The sequence below is a fragment of the Methylocaldum sp. genome (assembly GCF_035627495.1).
Lineage (GTDB): Bacteria > Pseudomonadota > Gammaproteobacteria > Methylococcales > Methylococcaceae > Methylocaldum.
Window position 1 is genome coordinate 45,938 of the sequence record NZ_DASPLO010000175.1, and the last position, 24,759, is coordinate 70,696.

23 protein-coding genes and 3 pseudogenes are annotated in these 24,759 nt (G+C 60.3%); 13 read left to right on the plus strand and 13 right to left on the minus strand.

Going from position 1 to position 24,759, the window contains the following annotated elements; translation table 11 throughout:
• Window positions 1-84: 84 nt before the first annotated feature.
• Window positions 85-582, minus strand: a complete 498-nt coding sequence (locus VEB01_RS15985; RefSeq protein ID WP_324877155.1) for a Spy/CpxP family protein refolding chaperone — start codon at window positions 580-582, stop codon at window positions 85-87.
• 224 nt (window positions 583-806) lie between these two features.
• On the opposite strand from VEB01_RS15985, the gene VEB01_RS15990 reads away from it, so the two are divergent.
• Together VEB01_RS15990 and VEB01_RS15995 are read left to right on the plus strand one after the other, a co-directional pair.
• Window positions 807-1,529: a response regulator transcription factor gene (locus VEB01_RS15990; protein WP_324877156.1), complete on the plus strand. Its 723-nt coding sequence runs from the start codon at window positions 807-809 to the stop codon at window positions 1,527-1,529.
• Complete coding sequence (locus tag VEB01_RS15995; RefSeq protein ID WP_324877158.1) at window positions 1,526-3,052, plus strand: sensor histidine kinase; 1,527 nt, start codon at window positions 1,526-1,528, stop codon at window positions 3,050-3,052. The genes VEB01_RS15990 and VEB01_RS15995 overlap by 4 nt, the downstream gene beginning before the upstream one ends.
• A gap of 262 nt (window positions 3,053-3,314) precedes the next feature.
• Here VEB01_RS15995 and VEB01_RS16000 read toward each other — a convergent pair whose 3' ends face one another.
• The 3 genes from VEB01_RS16000 to VEB01_RS16010 form a co-directional block, all read right to left on the minus strand.
• Window positions 3,315-4,229, minus strand: coding sequence for a methyltransferase domain-containing protein (locus VEB01_RS16000; RefSeq protein ID WP_324877160.1), 915 nt, complete (start codon window positions 4,227-4,229; stop codon window positions 3,315-3,317).
• Between the two features lie 161 nt (window positions 4,230-4,390).
• The gene (locus VEB01_RS16005) at window positions 4,391-5,140 is read right to left on the minus strand and encodes a class I SAM-dependent methyltransferase (RefSeq protein ID WP_324877162.1); all 750 of its coding nucleotides are present in this window, start codon (window positions 5,138-5,140) and stop codon (window positions 4,391-4,393) included.
• 4 nt (window positions 5,141-5,144) lie between these two features.
• Window positions 5,145-5,834 (minus strand): CDP-alcohol phosphatidyltransferase family protein, encoded by a 690-nt coding sequence (locus VEB01_RS16010; RefSeq protein WP_324877164.1) that lies wholly within the window; start codon window positions 5,832-5,834, stop codon window positions 5,145-5,147.
• A 32-nt stretch (window positions 5,835-5,866) separates the two neighbouring features.
• Between VEB01_RS16010 and VEB01_RS16015 the strand changes: the two genes are divergently transcribed.
• Window positions 5,867-6,925 carry a glycosyltransferase family 4 protein gene (locus tag VEB01_RS16015; RefSeq protein ID WP_324877166.1) on the plus strand — a complete coding sequence of 353 codons (1,059 nt, stop codon included), beginning with the start codon at window positions 5,867-5,869 and terminating at the stop codon, window positions 6,923-6,925.
• Between the two features lie 302 nt (window positions 6,926-7,227).
• Here VEB01_RS16015 and VEB01_RS16020 read toward each other — a convergent pair whose 3' ends face one another.
• Both VEB01_RS16020 and VEB01_RS16025 read right to left on the minus strand, forming a co-directional pair.
• Window positions 7,228-7,941 carry a copper resistance protein B gene (locus VEB01_RS16020; RefSeq protein WP_324877167.1) on the minus strand — a complete coding sequence of 238 codons (714 nt, stop codon included), beginning with the start codon at window positions 7,939-7,941 and terminating at the stop codon, window positions 7,228-7,230.
• A 4-nt stretch (window positions 7,942-7,945) separates the two neighbouring features.
• Window positions 7,946-9,634 carry a copper resistance system multicopper oxidase gene (locus VEB01_RS16025; protein ID WP_324877168.1) on the minus strand — a complete coding sequence of 563 codons (1,689 nt, stop codon included), beginning with the start codon at window positions 9,632-9,634 and terminating at the stop codon, window positions 7,946-7,948.
• A 351-nt stretch (window positions 9,635-9,985) separates the two neighbouring features.
• On the opposite strand from VEB01_RS16025, the pseudogene VEB01_RS23140 reads away from it, so the two are divergent.
• From VEB01_RS23140 to VEB01_RS16045, 3 genes and pseudogenes are all read left to right on the plus strand, one after another.
• Window positions 9,986-10,774, plus strand: a pseudogene (locus VEB01_RS23140) (YidB family protein); the annotation flags it as partial.
• A gap of 288 nt (window positions 10,775-11,062) precedes the next feature.
• Window positions 11,063-11,473 (plus strand): Rap1a/Tai family immunity protein, encoded by a 411-nt coding sequence (locus VEB01_RS16040; protein WP_324877169.1) that lies wholly within the window; start codon window positions 11,063-11,065, stop codon window positions 11,471-11,473.
• A 25-nt stretch (window positions 11,474-11,498) separates the two neighbouring features.
• Window positions 11,499-11,786 (plus strand): hypothetical protein, encoded by a 288-nt coding sequence (locus VEB01_RS16045; RefSeq protein WP_324877171.1) that lies wholly within the window; start codon window positions 11,499-11,501, stop codon window positions 11,784-11,786.
• A gap of 5 nt (window positions 11,787-11,791) precedes the next feature.
• Here the strand turns inward: VEB01_RS16045 and VEB01_RS16050 are convergent, their stop codons facing one another.
• On the minus strand, window positions 11,792-12,976 hold the full coding sequence (locus VEB01_RS16050; protein ID WP_324877173.1) for a hypothetical protein: 1,185 nt from the start codon (window positions 12,974-12,976) through the stop codon (window positions 11,792-11,794).
• Window positions 12,977-13,165: 189 nt separating this feature from the next.
• Here VEB01_RS16050 and aqpZ point away from each other — a divergent pair, with 189 nt between their 5' ends.
• Entirely contained in the window at window positions 13,166-13,918 is a 753-nt protein-coding gene (gene aqpZ / locus VEB01_RS16055) for an aquaporin Z (protein WP_324877174.1), read from the plus strand.
• Between the two features lie 58 nt (window positions 13,919-13,976).
• Here the strand turns inward: aqpZ and VEB01_RS16060 are convergent, their stop codons facing one another.
• The 6 genes and pseudogenes from VEB01_RS16060 to VEB01_RS23150 all read right to left on the minus strand — a co-directional run.
• Window positions 13,977-15,188: a porin gene (locus VEB01_RS16060; protein ID WP_324877176.1), complete on the minus strand. Its 1,212-nt coding sequence runs from the start codon at window positions 15,186-15,188 to the stop codon at window positions 13,977-13,979.
• A gap of 79 nt (window positions 15,189-15,267) precedes the next feature.
• Window positions 15,268-15,654 (minus strand): hypothetical protein, encoded by a 387-nt coding sequence (locus VEB01_RS16065; RefSeq protein ID WP_324877178.1) that lies wholly within the window; start codon window positions 15,652-15,654, stop codon window positions 15,268-15,270.
• A gap of 22 nt (window positions 15,655-15,676) precedes the next feature.
• A complete protein-coding gene (locus tag VEB01_RS16070) occupies window positions 15,677-15,985 on the minus strand; it encodes a patatin-like phospholipase domain-containing protein (RefSeq protein WP_324877180.1) in 309 nt (102 codons plus the stop codon).
• Entirely contained in the window at window positions 15,957-16,490 is a 534-nt protein-coding gene (locus VEB01_RS16075; protein WP_324877181.1) for a patatin-like phospholipase family protein, read from the minus strand. Before VEB01_RS16075 ends, VEB01_RS16070 begins: the two co-directional genes overlap by 29 nt.
• Window positions 16,491-16,764: 274 nt before the next feature.
• Window positions 16,765-16,863 (minus strand): annotated as a pseudogene (locus VEB01_RS23145) (hypothetical protein); the annotation flags it as partial.
• A gap of 10 nt (window positions 16,864-16,873) precedes the next feature.
• Window positions 16,874-16,966, minus strand: a pseudogene (locus VEB01_RS23150) (MerR family transcriptional regulator); the annotation flags it as partial.
• A gap of 250 nt (window positions 16,967-17,216) precedes the next feature.
• Here VEB01_RS23150 and VEB01_RS16080 point away from each other — a divergent pair.
• The 6 genes from VEB01_RS16080 (at window position 17,217) to VEB01_RS16105 (ending at window position 24,758) form a co-directional block, all read left to right on the plus strand.
• On the plus strand, window positions 17,217-17,639 hold the full coding sequence (locus VEB01_RS16080) for a hypothetical protein (protein WP_324877182.1): 423 nt from the start codon (window positions 17,217-17,219) through the stop codon (window positions 17,637-17,639).
• A gap of 122 nt (window positions 17,640-17,761) precedes the next feature.
• Window positions 17,762-19,072, plus strand: coding sequence for a TolC family protein (locus VEB01_RS16085; RefSeq protein WP_324877184.1), 1,311 nt, complete (start codon window positions 17,762-17,764; stop codon window positions 19,070-19,072).
• Complete coding sequence (locus VEB01_RS16090) at window positions 19,069-20,505, plus strand: efflux RND transporter periplasmic adaptor subunit (protein ID WP_324877186.1); 1,437 nt, start codon at window positions 19,069-19,071, stop codon at window positions 20,503-20,505. Before VEB01_RS16085 ends, VEB01_RS16090 begins: the two co-directional genes overlap by 4 nt.
• A complete protein-coding gene (locus tag VEB01_RS16095; protein ID WP_324877188.1) occupies window positions 20,505-23,651 on the plus strand; it encodes an efflux RND transporter permease subunit in 3,147 nt (1,048 codons plus the stop codon). Before VEB01_RS16090 ends, VEB01_RS16095 begins: the two co-directional genes overlap by 1 nt.
• Before the next feature lie 56 nt (window positions 23,652-23,707).
• Window positions 23,708-24,067 carry a hypothetical protein gene (locus VEB01_RS16100; RefSeq protein ID WP_324877190.1) on the plus strand — a complete coding sequence of 120 codons (360 nt, stop codon included), beginning with the start codon at window positions 23,708-23,710 and terminating at the stop codon, window positions 24,065-24,067.
• Between the two features lie 130 nt (window positions 24,068-24,197).
• Window positions 24,198-24,758 (plus strand): carboxymuconolactone decarboxylase family protein, encoded by a 561-nt coding sequence (locus tag VEB01_RS16105; protein ID WP_324877192.1) that lies wholly within the window; start codon window positions 24,198-24,200, stop codon window positions 24,756-24,758.
• The last annotated feature ends 1 nt before the right edge of the window (window position 24,759 follow it).

Consider the following 24,759-nt stretch of genomic DNA (forward strand, 5'->3'; position numbering starts at 1 on the left):
GTTACGCCGGGGTACCGGCTAACCCGCCCTACGAAGCCTACGAAGCCTACGAAGCCTATGGGTTCCGAGTTACGGAACGACCCGTCACTTCGCGCCCGAATGGCGCGGGCCGCCGTGGTGCTTCCATTTGGGGGCACGCTCGCCGAACGGCGTCAGGTCGTCGAAGACTTTACGCTGCTCCGGGGTCAGCGTGGCATAGAAGGTCTTGGTCGCACCCAGAGCTTCTTCGAGATAGGTCTGTTTCGCCTTATTGTGGGCGATCATTTTTTCCAGGCGCTCCGGTGCCGGCAGGTTCTTCATGGCCTCGCGGTCGGGACGCGACTGTTTCTTCGCTTCTCTGATTTCCTTGATCTTGGCGGACCAGGTGTTCCAGTCCGCTTCCTGCGCTGCCGTCAGCTTCAATTCCTTGTGCAGTTCCGCCATCCGCTCCTCGATAAAGCGCTTCCCGTGTTCACCGCGGGGGACACCGGGGCCTTGGCCGACCATGCCGGATTCGGTACCCGTTTGGGCGGGTTCGGCGATCACGGCTACGGGGCTGAGTAGGGCAAGACTCATCACAAGTGCTTTGCGGTAAGATTTCATATGGATTCCTCATTCGGTTGTGAAAAGTCGGCTGAAGCCGACAGACACTGCTTAGACCTGCGGGGTCGTCCCGCCGTCTTCGGAACCTATTTCACACGTCACATGTATCAGGTATGTGTCCGGCCGGCGATGGTTTTGTATCGTTTCTTGTCGGCAACCGCAGCCGATACAAAGCGATACAAAAGACCATGACTTTCAACCGGCAACCGCGGTAAAAAGCCTCCATGGACACCACAGAACACATTCTGGTCATCGACGACGACCGCGAAATCCGCATGCTGGTCGGCGACTATCTCAAGCAGCACGGCTACCGCGTCAGTCTGGCCGCCGATGGCCGGCAGATGCGAGAGGTGCTGGAAAGCAGCGGCATCGATCTGATCGTCCTCGACCTGATGCTGCCGGGCCAGGACGGCTTGAGCCTGTGCCGCGATTTGCGCGCCCGCTCTGATCTCCCGGTGCTCATGCTCACCGCTCGCGGAGAACCGATCGACCGGGTGCTGGGACTGGAAATGGGCGCTGATGACTATCTCGCCAAGCCCTTCGAACCCCGCGAACTTCTGGCCCGCATCCGCAATATTCTGCGCCGCGCCCGCTCACTGCCGAACCGAGGCGTTTCGGATGCGGCGCACCGCTGGCGCTTCGCCGGCTGGACCCTGGACGGGCAGACGCGCCAACTCACTTCTTCCCAGGGCGTGGTGGTGGCACTATCGGGTGCCGAATACCGTTTATTACAGGTGTTTCTCACCCATCCCAACCGGGTGCTCACCCGCGATCAGCTCATGGACTTGACCCGCGGCCGGGAGGCGGACCCCTTCGACCGCTCCATCGACCTCCGGGTCAGCCGGCTGCGCCAGAAGCTGGGCGACAACGCCCGGGCACCGAGCCTGATCAAAACCCTGCGAAACGAGGGTTACGTACTGGCCGCGACGGTGGAGCAGGAACCGTGAGACTCCCCTTCCCACCCCGCTCGCTCGCCGTCCGGCTGTTTCTCCTGCTGCTCGCCGGCGTGCTGGCGGCGGTCTTCATCACCCTGAGTCTGGCGCTGCAGGAGCGCGGACGCATCGTGCAAAGCTTTCGGGAGCACGGGACGGCCGAACGTATCGCCGACATCCTGCACCTGTTGGCCGCCCTGCCGCCCGAACAGCGTCTAGCCACGGTTCGCGCCTTGCCGTCCGGTCAATGGCGCATCGAACCGGTGGACGGGACGGCGGCGGAACCGGCGCAATCCCTGCCGTCCAGTCGCAAACGGGATCTCTGGGAGCACCAGAGCCCCCCTTCCAATCGCAAACGGTCATCCGGGGAGCGCCCGGACGACCCTTCCAATCGCAAACGGTCATCCGGGGAGCACCCGGACAACCCTTCCAATCGCAAACGGTCGTCCGAGGAGCGCCCGGACGACCCTTCCTTCACCGCCGCCTTGGCCGAAGCGGCGGGACCATCCATCACGGTGGAAGCGGCCTGGAGAACCGTAGGCCCCGACTGCCGCGATGGCCCGGCCGAGTGTTCGCCGTCCCGCACCGTCGGCGCGCGGATCCGGTTTGCAGATGAACAACGGGTTCTGATCGAAGCGACCCGCGAGCTGCCGCCACCTCGCGCACCGAGGATGGCAGGGTTCATCGCCAATCTTTCGATTTTGGCGGGTCTGCTGGCAATCGTGGTCTGGTTCGCCGTCCGCCTGGTCCTGCAACCCTTGCGGCGCCTGGTTCATGCCGCCGAGTCGTTCGGCCGTGATCCGGATCATCCTCCCATGGACGAATCCGGGCCTATCGAGGTACGGCAGGCGGCCCGGACTTTCAACCGGATGCGGGAACGCTTGCGTTCGTATATCGAGGAGCGAACCCGCATCCTCGCCGCCATCACCCACGACTTGAAGACGCCGCTCACCCGGTTGCGCCTGCGGCTGGAACAGTGCGACGACGAGCGGCTACGCACCCGGCTGGCGGAAGATGTGGCCGCCATGCAGGCGCTGGTCAACGAAGGATTGGCCCTGGCGCGCAGCCTGGACTCGGGGCCGCCGCCGCAAACGATCGATCTCGGCGCCCTGCTGCAAAGCCTCTGCGACGATACCGAGGACGCCGGCGGGAACGCCCGCTTCGAAGGACCGGACGGCGCGCTGATCTCCGGCCGGCCGGAAGCGCTACGGCGCAGCTTTCTCAACCTCATCGACAACGCGGTTAAATATGGCGGGAAAGCCGACGTAACCTTGGAGCGCTCGGGCGACGACTGGCTGATTCGGGTGCGGGACGCCGGCCCCGGCATCCCGGAAGAACACCTCGGCGACGTGATGCAGCCCTTTTTTCGGCTGGAAACCTCGCGCTCGCGGGAAACCGGCGGCACCGGCCTGGGGCTCCCGATCGCCGCCAATCTGCTCAGCGCCCAAGGCGGAACGCTGAGTCTTCACAATCGCCCGGAAGGCGGTCTCGAAGCGCGGGTGCGCTTGCCGGTGTTTCGGAGCCGGCTCAGGACTTAACCCATTCGTCGGCAAAGGATTGCCGATCTACGACAGCTTATCCCGGTATCGACATAGCTTCTGTAGGGTACGAAAACCGGGATTTCGTAGGGTGGGTTAGGCGCACTCCGGCACAGGCTGGCCGTCGATCACTGCGCTTCGAGTGCGCCGTAACCCACCAGATCAACGCTCAGTAGCCTTGCCGCTCGCTTTGGTGGGTTGCGCGCCTAACTCGCTGGCTACACGCGGGTTGTGTGGGGGCACACCTAACCCACCCTACCACTTACTTCTTTGCTCGAAAAATACAGTAGCGAACCATCTGGTCGCGGAATACCTTGTATTGGGCGAGCGCCACCTTGAAATTCGCCGTCTGGGCTTTTTTGCGGAGTCCCAGCCATTGCATGGTCAATTGCATCGGATACGTCCACAGGGCGGTCAGGTACATTCTCCGGGACGACGGCATGGTCTCGGCCGTGGCTTCGGTGATGTGCACATCGCGGAATCCGCATTCCTCCATGCCGGCCTGAAATTCCTCGACACTGGAAAGGTTAGGCACGGCCCACCCATTTAGGCAGTCCATGACGGCCTGCCACTCCTCTTCGTTGAATTCCCGGCGCGTGGCGTAACCGTCGCAGGCAATCAGCGTCCCGCCCTTGCGCAGCAAGCGGTAAGCTTCCCGAAAGAAATCCCGCTTGTCCGTCGCATAGCAACTGCTTTCCACCGCCCAAACCACGTCGAAGGATTCGTCCGGGAACGGGGTCTTGCAGAAATCCGCCGCCTGGAAATCCACCTTGTCGGAAACTCCATGGCGGGCCGCGTTCCGCTTGGCGTGCTCGACCTGCTGGGCGCTGACGGTAATGCCCGTGGCTCGGCAACCCACATGCTTCGCCAGCCAGATCGAACTGCCGCCGATGCCGCAGCCTGCATCCAGGACATGGTCTTCCGGCTTGATGCCGGCGATTTCGGCGAGTATGCGATTCTTGTTCAGCAAGGCCTGGCTGTGAGTCTTGGTATTTTCGTCCCAATACCCGTAATGCAAGGCCAGATTCTCGTTATCGAACCATGCGGTCCGGTAATCCCAATAACAGTCGTCGTAATGCTTCGCGGTGTCTACGCGAATGTCTTCCTCGGAAAACTCGGCGCCATGGCGCAGGCTATCATTGCGGTAATCTTTATTAGGTTCCAGATAGTACGACATCGGTTTTTTTAGTTGTCAGTCAAAAGCGGAAAATCGGTTCGGGTGTCCGGCACGTTCGGTTAGTGCGCGACAGCGCCGGCCGGAAAGCGGGCGTAATGATAACCCGAAGGACGCGCCCTCGCCCCGTGCGATGATCTTTTGAAACTCACAACGCCGTTCGATCAGCCGCGCTTGACCGCACGGCACCAGAGTCCGCCTCGAAAGGACGGGATGCGCAAGAGACGCCCGACGCCGTCCAGCAGCACCAGAATCCCGGCGAGAGACCGCGGCATATCGCCCCGCGGAATAAAGGTCCACGGGCCGATGCTGTCGACTTTGAATCCGGCAGATTCTAGTAGATTGGCCAATTCTTCTTTGCCGAGAAACCGATCCGTGCTCAGATGTTTGGTACTGAGCTTCAGCCAGGGAGCGAACCGGGCGTACCAGACATAATCGGCGTTGGGCGTGAGGCAGACGAAGACGCCGCCGAGCTTGAGAATGCGGCCGGCTTCACGCAGCGCTTGCCGCTGGTCCAGCATGTGTTCCAGGGCGCCGACGCACAGCACCGCGTCCGCTTCGGCATCGCCCACCGAGATCAAGGCTTCGGCGGGATCGACGCTCAAACCGATGCGTTCGGCGTAAGGGTGTCGAAGACGAAGAAGCTCCGCCTGTTCGATCATTCCGGACGAAAGATCGGTGCCGTGCACTCGCTCGAACCGGGCGGCCAGGGGAAAAAGATGCATTCCCGTACCGCAGCCGATTTCCACCAGGACACTGCGGTTCGCACCGTCCAGCAGGCGATCGATGATGCCGAGCCGATAGCGCAGGAGCTTGTCCGCCTTGCCGTGGCAATCGCGATAAGCCGGCGCGAGACGGTCGAAAAACGCCCGAATGTCATCCAAACCATTGACTGGCGTAGTGCGTAGGCTCATCAGATCATATCCGGAGTTGCGGCCGACGGAGCTGAACCAGGGAGTAAAGAAACGAGACACACAAGCCGGCTGTAGCCGTCATCGCGAGTTCGGTACAGAACAGCCCCACCGGGAGCAGACACAGCGTGAAAACGATGATGGCGATTACCGAGACGGAGCGGGTAAACCAGTTGCCCTCCACGACGCGGCACGGCGGTCCCGCAATCTTGACGAACAACACGAACAAATAACGCAACATTCCGGGAAACAGCACCCAAACGCCGAGATGGCCGCGATTGTATAAGAGCAGGCACAGGGCCAGAAAAAAGAACGCATCCACTTCCTTGTCGAAGCAATCGCCGAAGGGTGAAGCCAGCTTCCAGCGTCTGGCCACCCATCCGTCCAAGCCGTCGGCGTATAAAATGAGCAGGACGATGGAAGCCAATAACCAGCCGTTTCCGATCGGAAAAAGCAGCAGGAAGAACGTTCCGATCAAACGGATCAAGGTGATCGCATTAGCCGCGCCGAACGCTTCGGCGGGGGTCCATTGCCGCCGGAACTGCCGGATCAGACCGAGAAACGACGCGGCGGCCATTGCCGCGAGAAACTCCGGCGGCGCATGGAACCACAGACCTCCGACGGCCAGGCCCATCAACATCGCATGGCGTTCGCTCCATTCGACCAGTTTGGATTCAAGAGGCGCGTTATGACTCATTCTCGGTATTTGGATTCTATTCGGTTGATTCGATGAAACTCGTGTTCGTTCATCCGCCGCTCGATGCTTGTCCCTCCGGCGGCAATGTTTTTAACCGCCATGTGATCGACCGGGCGGTAGAAAGCGGCTTTCCGCTCGAAACCATGGCTATCTCGTCCGACGGCGCGATGCCGACGTTTTCCCGTTTGCCGCGCGACTCGATTATTCTGTGGGACAGCCTACTTTTGGAAAGCTTATCGAACTGTCCGCTGGTTCAGGACGGACCGATCCACGGATTTTTGGCGCATTATGTCCCTTTTCTGAACCCGCTGCTCGACGCGGATCGGCGCAAAGAAGAGAAAGACCGGTTCGAGCGGGCCGCGGAGCGTGTCCAGTTTTTCATCGCGACCGGATTATCGATTCAACGTCTGCTCGAACGTCTCTACCCCGGCAAACCGGTTTTCCTCTGCGAGCCGGGAGTCGATGCCGCGTTTCTCGCCGCAAGACAAGCTTCGGCCGAGCCGACAGCAGGCTGGACAATTCAAATCGCGACCGTCGCCAACCTGCTTCCCGCAAAAGGGCTAACCGAACTGCTCGAAATCCTGGCCAAACTCCAGCATTACTGTTGGGCATGGCATTTAGTAGGCGACGATCGAACCGATCCCGGCTATACCGAACGTTTCCGCTCAAGGATCGCGGAACTGGGGCTGCAAACCCGGATTACCCGTCACGGCGTTCTGGACACGCCAAAACTGGCCCAACTTCTCGGTGCGATGGATATCTTCGCCTTCGCCAGCCGGTTCGAAGCTTACGGCATGGCTTTGGCGGAAGCGGCGGCCGTTGGGCTACCTATCGTGACCACGGCCGTCGGCGAGGCTTCTCGAATCGTGCAGCACGGAAAGACCGGCTTCGTTGCGCCCATCGCCGATCCCGACGCTTTTCGAGACGGCTTGGAACAATTGCTGTCGGACCATGAGTTACGACGCCGTTGCCGCTCACGGCTGCTGCTGAATACGCCTCGTACCTGGGACGCCGCTTTCGCGGACTTCGGGAATGCCATTCGGACGGTCTGCGCTACGGCAATCGAACTCGAGCGGAGTCGATCACCTTAGCATCAGCTTATTCCGGCCTACCCCTGCCGCGCCCACGCTAAAGGAGTGCTTGCCTCCCGTGGGAGCGGGCTTTAGCCCGCGACTGGAGGCCACCCAAGATCGCGGGCTAAAGCCCGCTCCCACAAGATTAGACGAGGTATTACAACTGAGATAAAACCTGCGGCCTCATAGCCCAAGCAGTTTGCCGCACCGGTGTCCGAGATTTGGACACATCCGTTAAACCATTGATATAACGTGAGCATTTGTGGCTTTTCACATTATTATCCACAAGCCGCTCCACAGCTTTTGTGGACATCGCGAAGCTAAAACCAGGCCCTAAAACCGGCCACTGCCCTCACTGTGTGCTTGTGCTCCAGCAGGGACTGCTCCTCGACGTAATCGAAGCCGATATAAGGCGCGAATTCCCGCACGATCTCGTAGCGCAGCCTGAGCCCCGCTTCGAATTCGGTGATGCCGGCTTTTACGCCGCGGTTCTCGATGTCGTCTGCGGACACATTGATTTCGACGCGCGGCTGGGCGATGAGGCGTTGGGTCAGCAAAAGTTCGTAGGCCAGCTTGAAGCGTCCGAGCACGTTGCCGTTCTCGCTGATGAACATGGCCGCTTCGGTCTCGAAAAAATAAGGCGCAAGCCCCTGGATGCCGATCACGCTGTCGAAGGTGCGTTCCGGCTCGAAGGCGCGGCGGACGCCGATCTGGGCATCCCAAAAGGTGGCGATGTTGCGGCTGTAGAGCAACTGAAGATCGGCCCGCCCGAAGATATCCTGATCGAAGACGTAATCGCCCTCGCTTTTCACCCACAGCTTGTTGTAGTCGCTGCCGGTCCAGCCTTCGACGTCCCACTTGAAGAGGTGAATATTGGCGTTTCCCTCGTACTCGAACCGTTCGAACTTGAGATAGTTGTAGATCGCCTCGTCCAATTGAGCCGTCGCGCGGCCGCTGCCGAACACAATCAAGATGGCCGCTGCATAAACCGGAATCGAATGCCGGTTACGGTGGTTATCGAGACCCGGAGTCACGCTCTCAAGCTCCCTTTTTCGCAGCCGTATCGGGATACTCCACGATGATCTTGCGGAACATCCCGGTTTCCATGTGATAGACCAGGTGGCAATGAAACGCCCATTCGCCCGGCGCATCGGCCGGCACGTCGACATGCACGGTCTCGCCCGGCTTGACGTTGACGACGTGTTTGCGCGGGTTGAACGGCCCCTTGCCGTTATCGAGGTCCTGCCACATGCCGTGCAGATGAAGCGGATGGTTCATCATGGTCTCGTTGATATAGGTAAAACGCACCCTCTCGCCGTATTTCAGGCGAATCGGCTCGGCCTCGGAGTACTTCTTGCCGTTGATGGACCAGATGTAGCGGTTCATCGTACCCGTGAGGCGGAGAACAATTTCCCGATCGGGCTCGCGCCAGTCCGCGTGTTTCGTCGCGCTTTTGAGATCGGCATAGGTGAGCACCCGATGAGCCGTGCCGGCGGGTTCCTCGCCGTGGTCCGCCATGGCATGCCCCTCGTGACCGGCATGGGGAGACATCGAGTGATTCATCTCCGGCATTGAAGCATGGTCCATGCCCGCCATATCATGACCTTCATGGCCGTTCGCTCCGGTTTCCTCTTCCGGCGAATGGTTCATGGCCGCGGAACCGTGATTCATCCCGTGGGCCGCGCCCATCTCGGCCAAAGTCACCAGCGGGCGCGGCCGGAGCGCCGGAACCTCCGCCCTCATGCCGCGGCGCGGCGCCAGGGTCGCGCCGGCATAGCCGCTGCGGTCCATGGCTTCCGCGAAAACGGCGTAGGCTCGGTTTTCGCGGGGCTCGACCAGCACATCGTAGGTTTCCGCGACGGCAATACGAAACTCGTCCACCTCGACCGGCTCCACGTTTTGTCCATCCGCCTGGATGACCCGCATTTTGAGCCCCGGTATCTTCACATCGAAATGGGTCATCGCCGCCCCATTGATGAAACGCAGACGGATGCGCTCGCCCGGTTTGAACAGAGCCGTCCAGTTAGCTTCGGGACTTTGGCCGTTGACCAAGAAGGTGTAGGTATAGCCGGTGACATCGGCGATATCGGTCGGGTCCATCCGCATCTCGCCCCAGGCCAGTCGGTCGGCCATGGTTTCCTTGACCCCCTTGCCCGACAGATCCCGAAAGAAATCGAATACGGTGCGCTTTTGGAAGTTGTAGTAGTCGCTCTGTTTTTTCAGCTTCGAAAGCACCCGGTGCGGGTTCTCGTCCGACCAGTCGGACAGGATCACCGTATAGTCGCGATCGTAAGTCTGGATTTCGCCCTTCGCGGGCTCGATGATGATCGCGCCCATCAGCCCCAGTTGTTCCTGCATCGCCGAATGGCCGTGATACCAGTAGGTCCCGCTCTGGCCGAGCTTGAAACGGTAGGTGAAGGTTTCGCCGGGCGGAATGCCGGGAAAGCTGATGCCGGGGACGCCGTCCATGTCATAAGGCAGCACGATGCCATGCCAGTGGATCGAGGTCGGCTCGCCCAATCGGTTGGTCACGCGCAAGGTGACTTCCTCGCCCTCCCGCCAACGCAGCGTGGGCGCCGGCATGGAGCCGTTGACCACGAGGCTGGTACGCTCCCGGCCGGTCAGATTCACCGCCTTCTTGCCGACGACCAGGTCGTAGGTCCCGGCCTGGGCCGACAGCGCGGACAGGAGGGCGAAGCAAAATGCGGCGACCTGGCGTTTTTTCACGGACTTTCTTCTCCTCAGCAAAGGCAGGATGAGAGGCCGGAGATGAGGCAACATGGGATCGGGCGATGGTCTTGGAAAAGCCGGAAACAATTAAGAGAGCAAAAATTCATGGTTTTCAGCCCTCTTGCCGTGAAGACCTATCTTTACCTGGAAATAGCGTCAAAGGAAATAGGCTTGAATCGAAGCGGCGGTGGGGCGGGCATCGCCATTCGAAGCGTCATAAGCGGGTGTGTTGCTCGAACGGCGGCGGCTACCGGGGACGCCCGGGCAATACAGAAACTTTAGGAGGCATTCGGCAGTCACACAGTCACATCGACCTGGGGGAAAGCGGCGTCCGCAAGGCAGGCCGTTCCCGTTATGGCATATCGTCGTTCCACTGCTCTCTCCGGAACGATTGAGCAAATCAAGCAAACGGAGGAAGGAATCGTGAGCCTGTTTACGGAAATCGTTCAACGCCTGGCCGGCAGCGACTCGGATTCCGCCCAGCGCCAAACCCAGACTCTCGCCGAAAGTCTGTTGGATATGCTGCAAGACGAGAATACCGGCGGGATCGAAGGGATCAGAAGTCGGGCTCAGCGGCAGGGGCTCGGTGATATCGTTTCATCGTGGATCGGAACGGGACGGAATCGTTCCATCACATCGGATCAGGTGGCCGATATTCTGGGCAGGGAGCGGGTCGAGACGCTTTCGCAACGGGCCGGCATTTCGGCCAGCCAGGGTGCGAACGTGCTCTCTCAATTTCTGCCGGAACTGCTCGACAAGCTGACGCCGGAAGGCCGTGTTCCGGACAAGAGCCAAATGTCAACCATGGGCAAAGCCCTCCTGGGCGGCCTGGGTGCCGCACTGGCGGCCGGCGCCGCCGCCAAGTTCTTTGGCAAGGGGGACAAAGAAGAGCCGGGAAGCCAGAAAACTTCGGCGCCATCCGCTGCTGCTCCGATGGGTAGCGCGGAAAGCACCGCAACGGCCGACCCTTCGTCAGCGGGCGCCTCCTACACCGTGGTTTCCGGCGACACCCTCTCGAAGATCGCCCGGCGTTATTACGGCAATACCAGCCAGTGGCCCCGCATCTTCGAGGCCAACCGCGACGTCCTGAAGGACCCCGATCGGATTTATCCGGGCCAGGTACTGCGGATTCCATAAGGCTCGGGATGTCCGACGACATCCGCACTGCGTTGCAAACCGAGGATTAGAAATTTCAGGTCAAATTGGACGAAACATTTACCCTAGGCCGGAGTATCGGCTCCCAGGTGCCACAATCGGGATAAATCACCAAGGCTCCGTTGTCGGCTCGATACCTCTGCAGGCGCCCGAGGGTGCACCCAACATCCTGCCGGCGCTGCTCTATGCGCAGGCTAAGCCGGGAACAGCGTGGCGCCGATTAAGATCGGTTCGATATCCGACAAGACATGGATTCAAGGAGGTAAACCCATGCGAGTCAAGCGTTTGATAATCAAAGGAATGGTGCTGTTGGCGACCCTGCTCCCCATGTCCTACGCCTCGGCGGTTATGGAGGAGGATTTTCTGGTTCGAAACGCCGAAGACCTGATCGATCTTTGCACAACGCCCCGCGACGATCCGCTCAATGTCGCCGCCGTGCATTTTTGCACCGGTTATCTGGTGGGCGCCTACCACTATCACGACTCCTTGTATTCCGGGCCCGACAGTCAACCCTTGGTGTGTCCTCCCGATCCGAAGCCGACCCGCCAGCAGGCGATCAGCGAGTTCGTATCCTGGGCACAAGCTCACCCGGAATACGGCAACGAACGGCCGGTGGATGTGATGTTCAGATTCATGGCCGAAAAATGGCCCTGCAAAAAAACGGCCCGGCCCAGCGATTGATCCACGGACAAGAGAGATGGCAGTTATGAAATCGCGAATTTTCTCGGGTCTTTTGGGCGCAGCCTTGGTATCGGGGTGCGCCGGCATGTCTCCTAGCGAGCAGCGGATGCTGAGCGGTACCGTCGGCACGACCGGGGCCGGCGCGGCAATCGGCGCCATCGCCGGGAACGCCGGGCTAGGCGCGGCGATCGGTGCGGGTGCGGGCCTGGTGGGCAGTTTTCTGTACGACCAGCACAAGCAGGTCGAGGAGCGCGCCTATCGGCAGGGTTATCAGCAAGGCCGTCAGCAGCAGCGGCCGCCGATCTATCCTTAACGGGCTCAAAACAAATATCCCGCCAGCATTTTCAAGAGATCCCCGACAGGGATTTCGATGGCCAGAACCGGAACCATCGGCAAGGCCGCCGCCGCGAGAAGTGTGAGTACGGTCTGCCTGCCGATGGGTGCCAGCTGAATGGCGCTCACGGTCTCGTGCATGGAACGCACGTCCGCGACGGGGCCGAGTTCCGGAGCGTTGAGCAAGGCGTCGTCGCGGATCGTTTCCCCGCGGACCCAGCGCCGGTCGACCAACCGTCCGTGCCGTCCCGCCAAGGCGCCGTAATCGAGCAGGGCTTTGCGCCGCAGGCGTTTCAATTTTCCGGTGAGCACCAGCAGCGGGCTTAAACACAGGAACAGTACGACCATGACGTAAAGCGCCATGGGCATTCTCAAGGACTCGACACGCATGTCATGGTAAAGGACGCTGTGTGCGAAGTGGGAGGCCAGCACGATGGATACGCCCAGCACGAATGGAATGAAAATCTGCGGGGCGATGCTCAGGAAACCCAGGCCGCCGGCTCGGTCCGGATGAACCGGAACGAGTTCGAGATCCAGCTTGGAAATCCGCCGCAACAGAATCCCGAAAACCACGATACGCCATGTCCATAATCCTAATAGGAGGCTGAAAATCGGGCGCAGCACCAGGAGATACCACCACCCGGCAAAGATGAGCCCGACCCGGCCGGCATCCCGGTCGATGGCCCAGGACGCCTCATGCAGTCGCTCGAACTGTTGTAGAGGATAAATCACGTTCGCCGCCACGAGGGCGACGAGGATGGCGAAGACCGACCAGGAATTCAGCAGGCGGTCGGCGATATTCAAAGCCGCTTGGAACCTTGGCAGCGAAGATTCGCCGACCAGTCCTGAGACGACAAAATGGCGAATCAGCAATTCGAGTCGCAAAAGGGCGCTGTCGCCGAGGATGAAAAGCGGTATCGCAATGAGGGAGCGGGAATGGATGGCGAAGTGAAGGAGCAGGGGTTCGTCGGCTATGCCACCGAATGCTCGGCCCGCGATCAAGGCCGCGATGATGATGGGCAGCCAACACAACAGCGCGAAGAACAGCGCACGCCGCTTTACGCCCAAATCACGGGGCGGCGCCAAGCCGACCGCCCGTTGCAAGCGAAAGAACGGGTCCTTGCCCACGAAAAAATGGCCGATGCCGGTTTCCGCTTTCTGTTGATCCATTCATACCGTCCTTTGGCGCCGTCGGTGAATTCCTTAACGAGAACTACGGTATCACATTGACCTCAAAATGTTTTCATTAGATGCTGTGAGTTAGCGGTCAAAACATGATCTAAGAAGTGACCGCTCGTCCTGCTTTCAAGCAGAAACGGAAATCAGCTCGTTTTGGAAAAAACTTTGGAGGGACTGATCATGTGGTCGATTTATCGTCGTTGTACCGCGGAGTTTATCGGAACGTTCTGGCTGGTTTTCGGCGGCTGCGGCAGCGCCGTTCTTGCCGCCGCCTTCCCGAACGTCGGAATCGGTTTGCTCGGCGTATCTCTGGCATTCGGTTTGACCGTGCTGACGATGGCCTATGCCGTGGGCCATATTTCCGGCGGCCATTTCAATCCGGCGGTGTCCGTCGGTCTTTGGGCCGGCGGCCGTATACCGGCGTCGGATTTGGCGCCTTACATTGTGTCTCAGGTTTTCGGTGCGATCCTGGGTGCCGGCGTGTTGTATCTGATCGCTAGCGGAAAGGCTGGATTCGACGTCGCCGCGGGATTTGCCGCCAACGGCTACGGCGCGCATTCTCCCGGAGAATATTCCATGAGCGCGGGCTTTTTAACCGAGGTCGTGATGACCTTCATGTTCCTCATGATCATATTGGGAGTCACCGATTCGCGCGCTCCGCAGGGTTTCGCACCCTTGGCCATCGGCTTGGGTCTTACCCTGATTCACCTGGTGAGCATACCGGTGACCAATACCTCGGTGAACCCGGCCCGAAGCACCGGACCCGCACTGTTCGTGGGAGATTGGGCGCTCGTCCAGCTCTGGCTCTTTTGGGTCGCTCCCATAATCGGAGCGATTCTCGCCGGCCTGGTCCACCGCTTGCTGTCGGCGACTATCCGCCGCGAAGATTGGCAGGCAGCCGCCGCAACCCGGGGACCGAAGACGATTCCGTAGTCCGGTTAGCGCAAAGCAGAGTTGCATACCCCCGCTCCGAAAGGAGATTAAGTCGAGATCAGAAGCGGACGACGACATCCGTGGCGAACATGAGCTGCGTCGTCCGCGCTCCGGCGCTAAAGGCTTTGGCGTCATCGGCCCAGTCATAGCGGACCTCCGGGCGGATCGCGAGCCATTTCACGGGCTTCCAGTTCAAGCCGGCGGTGACCTCGTAATAGCTGGAACCGATCCCGATAGGCGCGCTTCCGGGACGGTCGTTGAAGCGGAAACGCACGCCGTCCTGGTCCCGGATCCACTCGGCGCGCAATCCGAAAGCCAGGCTGTCGGTAAGATCATAGAACATCCAGCTCTGGATTCCGTACCACGAGGTGTCCTTGCCGCCGCGCGCCGGATCGCTGAACTGAACGCCGTAGGTGTGCTGCAGGGTGTAGTGAAAGTACTCCGCAGGGGAATGCTCGAGCCTCACCGTGTAACGGGTCCGGTTGTCGAGGTCCGAGTTGAAATCGCCGGTGACCACCGCCACCAAGGCCTCGGTGGCTTTATCGTCGCTGGTCCAGCTGAATTGACCTAGGAAGTTCCAAACTTCCATGTCGTCGGTGAAGTTGTCCCAGCCCATGACGCCTCCGCCCGTTACTTCGAAGTTGTCGTTGATCGGATAGCCGAAGAGCACGCCCGTGTGGGTGAATGGCCCGTCCCAGGTCCAGCTCATGCTGTGGGAATAGAAGAAATTGTCGGAGGCCATGACCGACTCATAGTGGGTAAGCCCATAAAAATGGCCGATCCTGGCCGTAATCCCGTTGCCGTACGGCGCGTAAATTTCCGCGTAGAGCTGCGGTAAAGCGATGTTGTAAAAACGCGAGGTGCCATTGGTGATGATGTCGTTATCCCAGCCGCGTGCCTGCGCAATGAAGGCGTCGGTGCCGTAGAGAAAGTCGAAGCGCCCTCCGAAATCCCAGTGATCGGCTTGTTTGTCGACCTCCCGCGCCAGATAGAGATAGATTTGATTGATCTGCGGCTCGGCGTCCCGATCGTTGAGTCCCACCGGGCCGTTGAAATTGTCGGGCGAACCGTTGAAGTTGGTGCTGATGCCCGCGTTAAGCCATCCTCCAATCTTCAATCCCAAGTCCCTCATAAACTGGAGTTTTTCTACGGTCGGAAAAGCGGCGTCCCAGGCTGTTTCGGTCTCGCCGAGATCCTTGGCGCTGGTGCCGCTGGCGCCCAAAAGAAGGCCCCCCCATGTGTCCCATGATCCGAAGAACTCGACCGCCATGTTCGGTTTTCATCGCTGCCTCCAATAGTCCATTTGAGAAAGATCGCACCGATAAGGCTATCACCAACACTCGGAATGCTTAAGGACTTGTCTCCAAGGTCTCTTCCTCCAGTTTTCTGCGAATCGGCCGGTAATCCCGTGTAGCTTCTCCAGTCACAGGAAAGAATCCCGGCGGCCCCTTCAGCCAGCGATAGCCATAGTGGGCCAGTTTGTAACCGGTGTCGAACAAGACGTTCATCACGGTGTTGTCGAACTCGTCGGCACGGTTCGCGGTATCCATTTCATCCGAAATCAAGGCCAGGTTGAAATCCAATCCGTCCCGCCGGGCTATCACGAAAATGCGGTAGAGATCGCCGACCCCCTGCGCCTTGATCAGGGAAGAGACCGAGCGCGGGGCAGTGGCGCGCATCACCGGCCTAACGGTATGCCAATTGGGTTTGGCCTGGGTGTTCCGGATCACGTACACACGGGGTTTTCGGCGCAGATGCTCAAAGCCGAGGTCTTTGGCGCCCGCCGGCTTCGACCGTCAGATACACGGGCGGGAATGCCACCGGCACGGCGGCGGACGCGATCATGATCTTGCGGAACAATTCGGGCGCGTCGGGGTGCCCGGAGGCGGCGATGGCGCCCATGTTCCAAACCACCGGGCGCTGGGCGTCGAGGGCGGTCGTGCCGATATACAGCCGCCGACCCTTAGCATGCTCGGCGGCGATGGCCTTGAGCATCTGCTCGTCAACATAGTCCGTGGTGAGCTTGGCGAGCGGGTCGCTAAAACTGATGGCGTCGGTCTGCAGCATGCCGAAGAAGGCTTTCAGCTTGAAGATCTCCTTGGAGCTGATGGTCGTGTAAACCTTTTTCAGCTTGTTGTCGTAGGCGGGCCCCCAGGAACGCGAAGGGGGCGGTGAGCGCCCCGGTGCTGACGCCGGTGACCAGCTTGAAACTGGGGCGATTCCCCGCCGCGGTCCACCCGCACAAGAGGCCCGCGCCAAAGGCGCCGTCGCCCCCGCCGCCCGAGATTGCCAGGATGCTGACGGTATCGCCCGCTTTGAACAGACCGCTCCGCTCTTCCTGACGAACGGATTCGATAAAATCTTTCTGGAATACCGGGCTGAACTCGTCGCCCCAGGCCCTCACCCCCGGCATGCCCGGCATCTCAACCTGAGCCTCGACCTGCGCCGGTGGCGGGAAATGCGGCCGGAGACCGGCGCAACCGGCCAGCGCGGGGCCAATAAGCAAAAACAACAGCCAACCGATATATCGACCCGCCGCTGCCTGCGCGTTCATGAACTTAACCGATTCCACGGTTGCCCTCCTGTATTCATCCGCTTCCCGTGTTTATCCCGCCGATCTTTGATACTTCTTATCAAGCCGCGGAGTCTGTCGGAGTTCGGAAGCAGTGGCTCGCCATCGGTCGCCAATTCCATAAACAGTGCGTCGGCGTTGCCCAGGTCGAAGGAATCCCGTTGCCAACATCATTTGAAGTTGCCGCCGTAGTGGAACCAGGAACCGTCCGATGTTGTGCGTCTTCAAATGTGACCATATTTCTTCTCCCGGATTCGAATGAATGAGTACGGACTCACCGCGCTTTGACGAACGCATAAGGGACCGGCGCCGGCCCGGCATTGAGAGCCAGCAATTCGGCGATTTCCTCCGATGAAAATCCCAGCACCTTGGCCCGGCGTACGCGCCGCTTTTTTCAGAAGGCCCGCGCGCTCATAAAAGCGCACCGCGTCGATGCTAATCCTAGCCTTAGCCGCCGCTTTCCCGATGGTGGGCATAAACACCCTCCTCTTCAGTGAATGCGCCGATAGCGTAAACCCTGGAACCCCGTCCAGAATCAAGCCTCTGTCGCGGGATTCACAGGTTTTCGGGGATACTGTTGACGAGACTGGGGGTTTAGTCCCGCTGTGGGAAAGGCTTCCGGCCGCCTCATCGGTAAAAGATCGTATTGTGCATGTCCGCTAACGGCTTAGTCTTATGGTATCTTTCCTCAGGCGACCTGATGCGCTTATAGGCGAGATCCCCGATGTGGACGGCAACGTATTGAAGTATCTCCGTAAACACTCCGTTCTAACCCGCGTTCTGATTCCGTTCTTTCTGATCGCGTGGTTGGTGTTGCCTGCGGCTATCGTCTGCGAGACGGTCTTCAAGCAGTTGCATGGCGTATTCCTGTCGGCGTGCGAGCAGGGAGATTCCGGCAGTTCGTCCCATCATGAGCCAGCCCTTCCCGACGACTGCAACCTTGGCTTGTGTCTCGATGCCAAGACTTTCGATCACAGCAACCACGGCCTCTTCGATCAGAAGCTGGAGATTTTCTTCGCCTGGGTGATCTGTTGGCTGATACTGCTGATCCCGCCTAGAGCGACCGCTCGTTCGATCTCACCCCCGCCGCGTCTTCAGCGAAGGCGGCGCGTCCCTCTCATCTATCAATTCTGCACGCTGCTGAATTAGCGGATTTTTCCTAGCGACGCTGTGGAGAACTCCGGAGCCGTGACATTGCACGGGGCCGGGGTTTTCGGTATGCCCTGAATCTTGGGATTCAGGGACGTGAACTTCGTCAAGGGAGAGCTACTGTGCTCCGCTTACGCAAAATACATAGGCTGCATCGCCGGCCTTTTGCCTTCGTTCTGATCCTGATTGGCCTGGTTTATTTTTCATCGTCCCCTCGGGCGCAGGAAAAAGCGGCCTCGCTAAGCCTCGATGCAGCCGTTTCCCAGGCGCTTGCCAATAACCCGAGCCTTGCCGAAATCAAAACCCGCGCCGAAGCCATGGCGGCGGTTCCATCGCAGGCCGGCAGCCTGCCCGATCCCACTTTGAGCGTCGAAATGCTGAACCTCCCCACTGACAGCTTCGATGTCCGGGAGGATTTCATGACCATGGTGGATGTGGGGCTCAGCCAGACGATCCCGTTTCCGGGCAAGCTGGCGCTCAAGGAACAGGCCGCCGGCCTCGAGGCGGAAGCCGCCGCGCAAACGGTCGAAGAAGCCCGGCTACGCCTGGTGCGGGACGTGAAACTCCGGTGGTGGGAGCTGTTTTACCTGGAGCGGACGCTGCAAATTCTCGCCGAAACCGAAACCAGCCTGCGTGATCTGACCCGGACCGTTCAGGCACGCTACCGGGTCGGCGAAGTCCCCCAACAGGATGTGCTCCAGGCGCAACTGGATCTTTCCAAATTGGGCGAGGAGCGGCTGGTCCACACCGCCATGCACCATCGCGAAGTGGCCCGCCTCAACGCGCTGCTCGACCGCCCGCCGACGAACTTCTTCGATCTGGCTTACGATGAGCCGCAGGAGCTGCCGGAGGTGCTCGCCGAGGAGCAGCTGGACGAAACCGCGGAACAGGCGCGGCCGCTGCTGAATCAAAAACGGCGCACCGTCGATGCCGCTCAAAGCCGAGTGGAACTGGCAAAGAAAGACTATTACCCCGATGTCACCTTCAGCGCCGGCTATGCCTTTCGCGACCGCGCGCCCAACGGCGAGAACCGCAGCGATTTCGTCCGGTTCGGGGTAAGCCTGAACCTTCCCGTCTATGCCGGGCGCAAGCAGGCGAAGGCGGTGGATCAACAGCAAAGCGAGTGGCTGCGCGAAAAATACGCACTGCAAGACGCTCTCAGAAAAGTCCAGGCGGACATTGCCGCTACGCTGTCCGACTACCGGCGCGCCAAGGACCACCACGCCTTGTTGCGGCACGAAATCATCCCCCTGGCCGAACAGACCGTCGCGTCCCTCAGAGCAAATTTCGAGGTCGGCAAGGCCGGCATGGCCGATCTGCTCCGCGCCACGGGCAGTCTCCGCAACGCCGAAATCCAGGCCTGGCAAGCTTACGCCCAAGCGCAGCAGGCTTTGGCCAAGCTCACCGCCGCCGCCGGCAAGGAGGCCTTATGAACCGATCGGCTGTACTTCTGGTATTGGCGGCGCTGATCATCGGCCTGGCTTCCGGCTATTGGCTGGCCGGGTTCCGCGAGGGCTCCGAACCGTCGACTCCCGCCGAGAAAAAAATCCTGTATTACCGCCATCCCACGAATCCCTCGGTCACCTCGCCGATCCCGGCGAAGGACGAGATGGGCATGGACTACGTTCCGGTCTACGAGGATCAGGCGCCGGAAACCGGGCAAGCGGAACCGCATCCAAGCGCCGAAGCGCCCAGGGAGCGCAGAATCCTTTACTACCGCAACCCGATGGGACTTCCCGACACATCGCCCGTGCCGAAAAAGGATTCCATGGGGATGGATTACATTCCCGTTTACGCCGACGAAGAAACGCCCAACGAAGCCAATATCATCAAAATCAGTCCCGATAAGATCCAGAAACTCGGCGTCCGCACGGCGGAAGCGGAACAGCGGGACCTGGTACGCACCGTCCGCGCGGTCGGCCTGGTCGAACCGGACGAGCGGCGATTCCATGCGGTGACGCTCAAGTTCGACGGTTACATCGAAAAACTCCACGTCAACGCCACCGGCCAATCGGTCAAGAAAGGGCAGCCGCTGTTCGAACTGTACAGCCCCGATCTGGTGTCCGCGCAGAACGATTACCTGATCGCACGGAACAGCCAATCGGCGCTGAACAACGCCAACCCGCGTACTCAAGCCGAGATGGAAAACCTGGTGCAAAGCAGCCTAGAGCGGCTGCGCTATTGGGGTATCTCCGAAACGGAAATCCGGCGGCTGGAACAACAGGCGGAGGTCCAGCGCAATCTGGTCATCCGCTCCCCGGTTTCCGGCGTGGTCATGGAAAAAATGGCCGTTGCCGGTATGCGAGCGATGGCAGGCGAGGCTTTGTTCAAGCTCGCCGATTTGTCCTCGATCTGGATTATCGCCGAGGTGTTCGAACAGGAACTCGGTCTGATATCGGCCGGGCAGACCGTCCGGGTGAGGCTCGACGCCTATCCGGGGCGGACCTTCGACGGCAAGGTTACATTCATCTATCCGACCCTCAACCCCGAAACCCGCACGGTCCGTGTTCGCATCGAGCTGCCCAATCCTCAAGGGCTCCTAAAGCCCATGATGTACGCCCATGTCGAGTTGGCCGGGACCGCCCGTCAAGCCTTGGCCATTCCCCAGTCCTCGGTGCTCGAAGGCGGCAAGCGTACGCAGGTTCTCGTGGACCGCGGAGAGGGCCGTTTCGAGCCGCGTATCGTCCGGCTGGGCACGCGCGGCGATGAGTGGGTAGAAGTATTGGAGGGTCTGAAAGCCGGCGAAAATGTGGTGGTCAGCGCCAATTTCTTGATCGACGCCGAGAGCAACCTGAAATCGGCCTTGGAAAGCTTTGATGCCCCGGAACCGCCGCCGGGTAATCACGCCGATCATGGGGGAATGTGATGCTGGGACGTCTCATCGAATGGTCGGCGCGTAACGTCTTTTTAGTGCTGCTGGCAACAGTATTCATCGTCTTCGCCGGCATTTATGCCGTGGCGAAAACTCCGCTGGACGCCCTACCCGATCTCTCCGACGCACAGGTCATCGTTTACACCGAATATCCCGGCCAAGCCCCGCAAGTGGTGGAAGACCAGGTCACTTACCCGCTCACCACCGCCATGCTGAGCGTGCCCCGCTCCAAGGTCGTGCGCGGTTTCTCGTTCTTCGGCGCGTCTTTCGTCTACATCATTTTCGAAGACGGGACCGACATCTATTGGGCACGCTCGCGGGTTCTGGAATATCTGAACTTCGCCTCCAACCGGTTGCCGATGGGCCTGACGCCCGCACTGGGGCCCGACGCCACCGGCGTCGGCTGGGTCTACCAGTATGTCGTGCTGGGCGCCCGGCAAACCTTGGCGGAACTCCGCAGTCTCCAGGACTGGTTCATCCGCTACCAACTCGCCAAGGCGCACGGCGTGGCCGAAGTGGCCAGCGTCGGCGGCTTCGTCCGGCAGTACCAGGTCGTCGTCGATCCGCGCCGGCTCCAGGCCTACGGAATTTCGCTGTCGACAGTCAACGAGACGATCCGGGCCAGCAACCGCGACGTGGGCGGGCGGGTCGTCGAAATGAGCGAGACCGAGTACATGGTGCGCGGCAAGGGGTACCTCCGCGGCGTCGGCGATCTGGAGCAACTGGTGCTCAAGGCCGAAAACGGCACGCCGGTGCTGCTCAGGGACGTGGCTCGGGTGGAGCTGGGGCCGGACGAACGGCGAGGGCTTACCGAACTGAACGGCGAAGGCGAGGCGGTTTCCGGCATCGCCATGGCCCGCTACGGCCAGAATGCCTTGGACGTGATCCGGAACGTCAAAGAGAAACTGGCCGAAATCAGCAGCGGCCTGCCGCAGGGCGTCTCGGTCGAAGCGGTGTACGACCGCTCGGGTTTGATTTTGCGCGCCATAGTCAATCTGCGCGAAAAGCTCGTCGAGGAAACCCTCGTTGTGGCCGCAGTCTGCATCGTCTTCCTGCTCCATATTCGAAGCGCTCTGGTGGCCATCATCATGCTGCCGATCGGGGTGCTGATCGCCTTCATTGTCATGCATCTTCTAGGCATCAACTCCAATATCATGAGCCTCGGCGGCATCGCGATCGCCATCGGTGCCATGGTGGACGCCGCCATCGTGATGATCGAAAACGCCCACAAGCATCTGGAACGGGCGGAGCCTCATGAAAACCGGCTCGCCATCATGATCAAGGCCGCCCGTGAGGTCGGCCCCGCCCTGTTCTTCAGCCTGCTGATCATTACCGTCTCCTTCCTCCCGGTGTTCGCGCTGGAAGACCAGGAAGGCCGCTTGTTCAAGCCGCTGGCCTACACCAAGACCTTCGCCATGGCGGGCTCGGCGCTGTTGTCGGTGACGCTGGTACCGGTGCTGATGCTCTTGTTCATCCGGGGGCGGATCGTGCCGGAGCACAAGAACCCGGTCAGCCGGGTGCTGATCTGGCTGTACCGCCCGGTCATCGCCTTCGTGCTGCGCTGGAAGAAGCTGACCATCGCTTTTGCCCTGCTGGTCCTGGCGGTGACGGTCTATCCCCTGTCCAAGCTCGGCAGCGAATTCATGCCCACGTTAAACGAAGGCACGCTGCTGTTCATGCCCATGAGTCTTCCGGGGCTTTCGGTGACGAAGGCGGCCGAGATCATGCAGACCCACAACCGCATCCTGAAGACCTTTCCGGAAGTCGAGTCGGTATTCGGAAAAGCCGGCCGCGCCGCCACCGCCACCGATCCCGCGCCTCTCGAGATGTTCGAAACCGTCGTCAATCTCAAGCCGGAGGACCGGTGGCGGCCGGGCATGACCACCGAGAAGCTGATCGCCGAAATGGACCGTGCCACCCAGATGCCCGGCGTCACCATCGCCTGGACCATGCCCATCAAGAACCGCATCGACATGCTCTCCACCGGCATCCGCACCCCCATTGGCATTAAGGTGTTCGGTAATGACCTGGCACAAATCGAACGGCTCGCCACCGAAATCGAATCCGTCGTCAAAACCGTGCCCGGCACCACCAGCGCCTACGCCGAGCGCATCACCGGCGGCTATTACCTGACCATCGATCCGGACCGCATGGCTCTGGCGCGCTACGGATTGAGCGTCGGGGCCCTACAGGATGTGATCGCTTCCGCGCTGGGGGGCGAGACGGTCACGACCACGGTGGAAGGACGGGAGCGCTACGGCGTAATCGTGCGTTATCCCAGGGAACTCCGCGACTCGCCCGAGGCTATCGCCACCCAGGTGCTGGTGCCGGTGCCGTCCGGCGCCATGATTCCCTTGGGGCAGGTGGCGCGCATCGGCTTGAACAAGGGTCCCGCGTCCATCCGCACCGAAAATGCCCTGCTGTCCGCCTACATCTACGTGGACCTCCGTGGGCGCGACATCGGCGGTTACGTGGAAGACGCCCGGAGAGCCGTGCGCGAACGGGTGAAATTCCCGCCCGGCTATTACATCACCTGGAGCGGCCAGTTCGAGTACATGGAACGCGCCAAGGCCAAGCTCCGCATCGTAGTGCCGATGACGCTCCTGATCATCGTCGTGCTGCTGTATCTCAACTTCAAACGCGTCACGGAGACGGTCATCGTCCTCCTGTCGCTGCCTTTTTCGCTGGTGGGCGGCATCTGGCTGATGTACTGGCTGGGCTACAACCTCAGCGTGGCGGTCGCGATCGGCTTCATCGCGCTGGCGGGCGTTGCGGCGGAAACCGGGGTAGTCATGCTGATTTATCTGGATCAGGCGCTGAATAAGCTGAAGGAGCGAAAGGCGGCCGCCGGGGAACCTCCGGCCCTTTCCGAGCTTTACGCCGCCATCATGGAAGGCGCGGTGGAACGGGTCAGGCCGAAGGTGATGACGGTCGTGGCCATCATGGCGGGCCTCTTGCCCATCATGTGGGGCTCGGGCACCGGTTCCGAAATCATGCGCCGCATCGCCGCGCCCATGGTGGGCGGAATGGTGTCGTCGACTTTATTGACCCTGATCGTGATCCCGGCGATTTATGCCCAAGTCAAAGGTTTATCCGTTAGAAAACCGCCCAGTGAGGCAAGGAGGTACGCCCGGAGATAGTTCGGGTTTGGTCCACTTCGAAGTTTGGCAGTGACAACCATTGAAAGGAAAAAGCCATGAAAGTCAGAATTTTATTAGCCGTTTTAGCCATGTTCGGTCTGTTGGCTTCCTGCGCGGAACCGAGTCGTCACCCGATGGACATGTCCGTGGCGGTTCAAAGCGCCAAGACCGGCGCCGACCATCAAGCGTTGGCCGATCACTATGAGGCGGTTGCGAGAGACATGGAAAACAAGGCCGAGGAACATAGACAAATCCTCGCGGAATTCCGGAAAGACCCCCATGACTATCCTCGGGAGTATAAAGGAGGAAGTTTCGAGGCCCATTGCAAAAGGCTGATCGATATCTACGAGCGGGCCGCCGCGGCCAATCGGGACATGGCGGAAGACCATCGCCAGATGGCGGGCGGAGCTAGGTAAATCCCGACCGGTTCGGGGACATGGAGGTCTCTCCATGTCCCTTGATCCGATCGAGAGTGACCGTTCAGATCCGACCTTCGGGCCAGGGTGAACACCACGCTCCGCTCAAGAGATTTAGACGGAGAACATCATGCCGGTCATAACAACGCCACCCGATCATCGATTTCCCTGGTATGTGCGGCTTTTCTTTTGGAACCAGAAGCGCCGCTATGGCAGCGTGCTGGAATCCGCTCGCCTGTGGGGACGAACGCCCAAAGTATTTGCCGCCCTGGCGTTGCTGTACGGTGCGCTCGACCGCCGTACGTCGCCTATCGAACCGCCGTTGCGTTCGCTCATCACGGTCCGCGTGTCGCAGATCAACGGCTGCCGTTTCTGCGTCGACCTCAACTCTTTCATCGTCCTCCGGCGTGGACTCGATCCCGAAAAGCTGGCGGCGATTGCCGAATTCGACAAGAGCCCACTGTTCAGCGAGCGGGAAAAGGCCGCACTGGCTTACGCGGAGGCCGTGACCGACTCGGGCCGCCACCCCACGTCAGAGCACTTCGAGCAATTGCGCCGCCATTTCGATGACGATGCCATCATCGAATTGACTGCCCTGATCGCCTTTCAAAATTTGTCCAGCAAGTTCAATGCGGCCTTGGGCGTAGAGCCCCAGGGATTCTGCAACATCGCTCCAAAAACGAAGGCATAGA

Excerpts from the sequence above, each read along its gene's own strand:
- VEB01_RS16095 (WP_324877188.1), top strand. The coding sequence starts at position 20,505 with ATGCTGGGACGTCTCATCGAATGGTCGGCGCGTAACGTCTTTTTAGTG.
- VEB01_RS16090 (WP_324877186.1), top strand. The coding sequence starts at position 19,069 with ATGAACCGATCGGCTGTACTTCTGGTATTGGCGGCGCTGATCATCGGC.
- VEB01_RS16060 (WP_324877176.1), bottom strand. The coding sequence starts at position 15,188 with ATGGCGGTCGAGTTCTTCGGATCATGGGACACATGGGGGGGCCTTCTT.
- VEB01_RS16070 (WP_324877180.1), bottom strand. The coding sequence starts at position 15,985 with ATGCTGCAGACCGACGCCATCAGTTTTAGCGACCCGCTCGCCAAGCTC.
- VEB01_RS16015 (WP_324877166.1), top strand. The coding sequence starts at position 5,867 with ATGAAACTCGTGTTCGTTCATCCGCCGCTCGATGCTTGTCCCTCCGGC.
- VEB01_RS15990 (WP_324877156.1), top strand. The coding sequence starts at position 807 with ATGGACACCACAGAACACATTCTGGTCATCGACGACGACCGCGAAATC.
- VEB01_RS16050 (WP_324877173.1), bottom strand. The coding sequence starts at position 12,976 with ATGGATCAACAGAAAGCGGAAACCGGCATCGGCCATTTTTTCGTGGGC.
- VEB01_RS15985 (WP_324877155.1), bottom strand. The coding sequence starts at position 582 with ATGAAATCTTACCGCAAAGCACTTGTGATGAGTCTTGCCCTACTCAGC.
- VEB01_RS16100 (WP_324877190.1), top strand. The coding sequence starts at position 23,708 with ATGAAAGTCAGAATTTTATTAGCCGTTTTAGCCATGTTCGGTCTGTTG.
- VEB01_RS16010 (WP_324877164.1), bottom strand. The coding sequence starts at position 5,834 with ATGAGTCATAACGCGCCTCTTGAATCCAAACTGGTCGAATGGAGCGAA.
- VEB01_RS16000 (WP_324877160.1), bottom strand. The coding sequence starts at position 4,229 with ATGTCGTACTATCTGGAACCTAATAAAGATTACCGCAATGATAGCCTG.
- VEB01_RS16005 (WP_324877162.1), bottom strand. The coding sequence starts at position 5,140 with ATGAGCCTACGCACTACGCCAGTCAATGGTTTGGATGACATTCGGGCG.
- VEB01_RS16045 (WP_324877171.1), top strand. The coding sequence starts at position 11,499 with ATGAAATCGCGAATTTTCTCGGGTCTTTTGGGCGCAGCCTTGGTATCG.
- VEB01_RS16105 (WP_324877192.1), top strand. The coding sequence starts at position 24,198 with ATGCCGGTCATAACAACGCCACCCGATCATCGATTTCCCTGGTATGTG.
- aqpZ (WP_324877174.1), top strand. The coding sequence starts at position 13,166 with ATGTGGTCGATTTATCGTCGTTGTACCGCGGAGTTTATCGGAACGTTC.
- VEB01_RS16040 (WP_324877169.1), top strand. The coding sequence starts at position 11,063 with ATGCGAGTCAAGCGTTTGATAATCAAAGGAATGGTGCTGTTGGCGACC.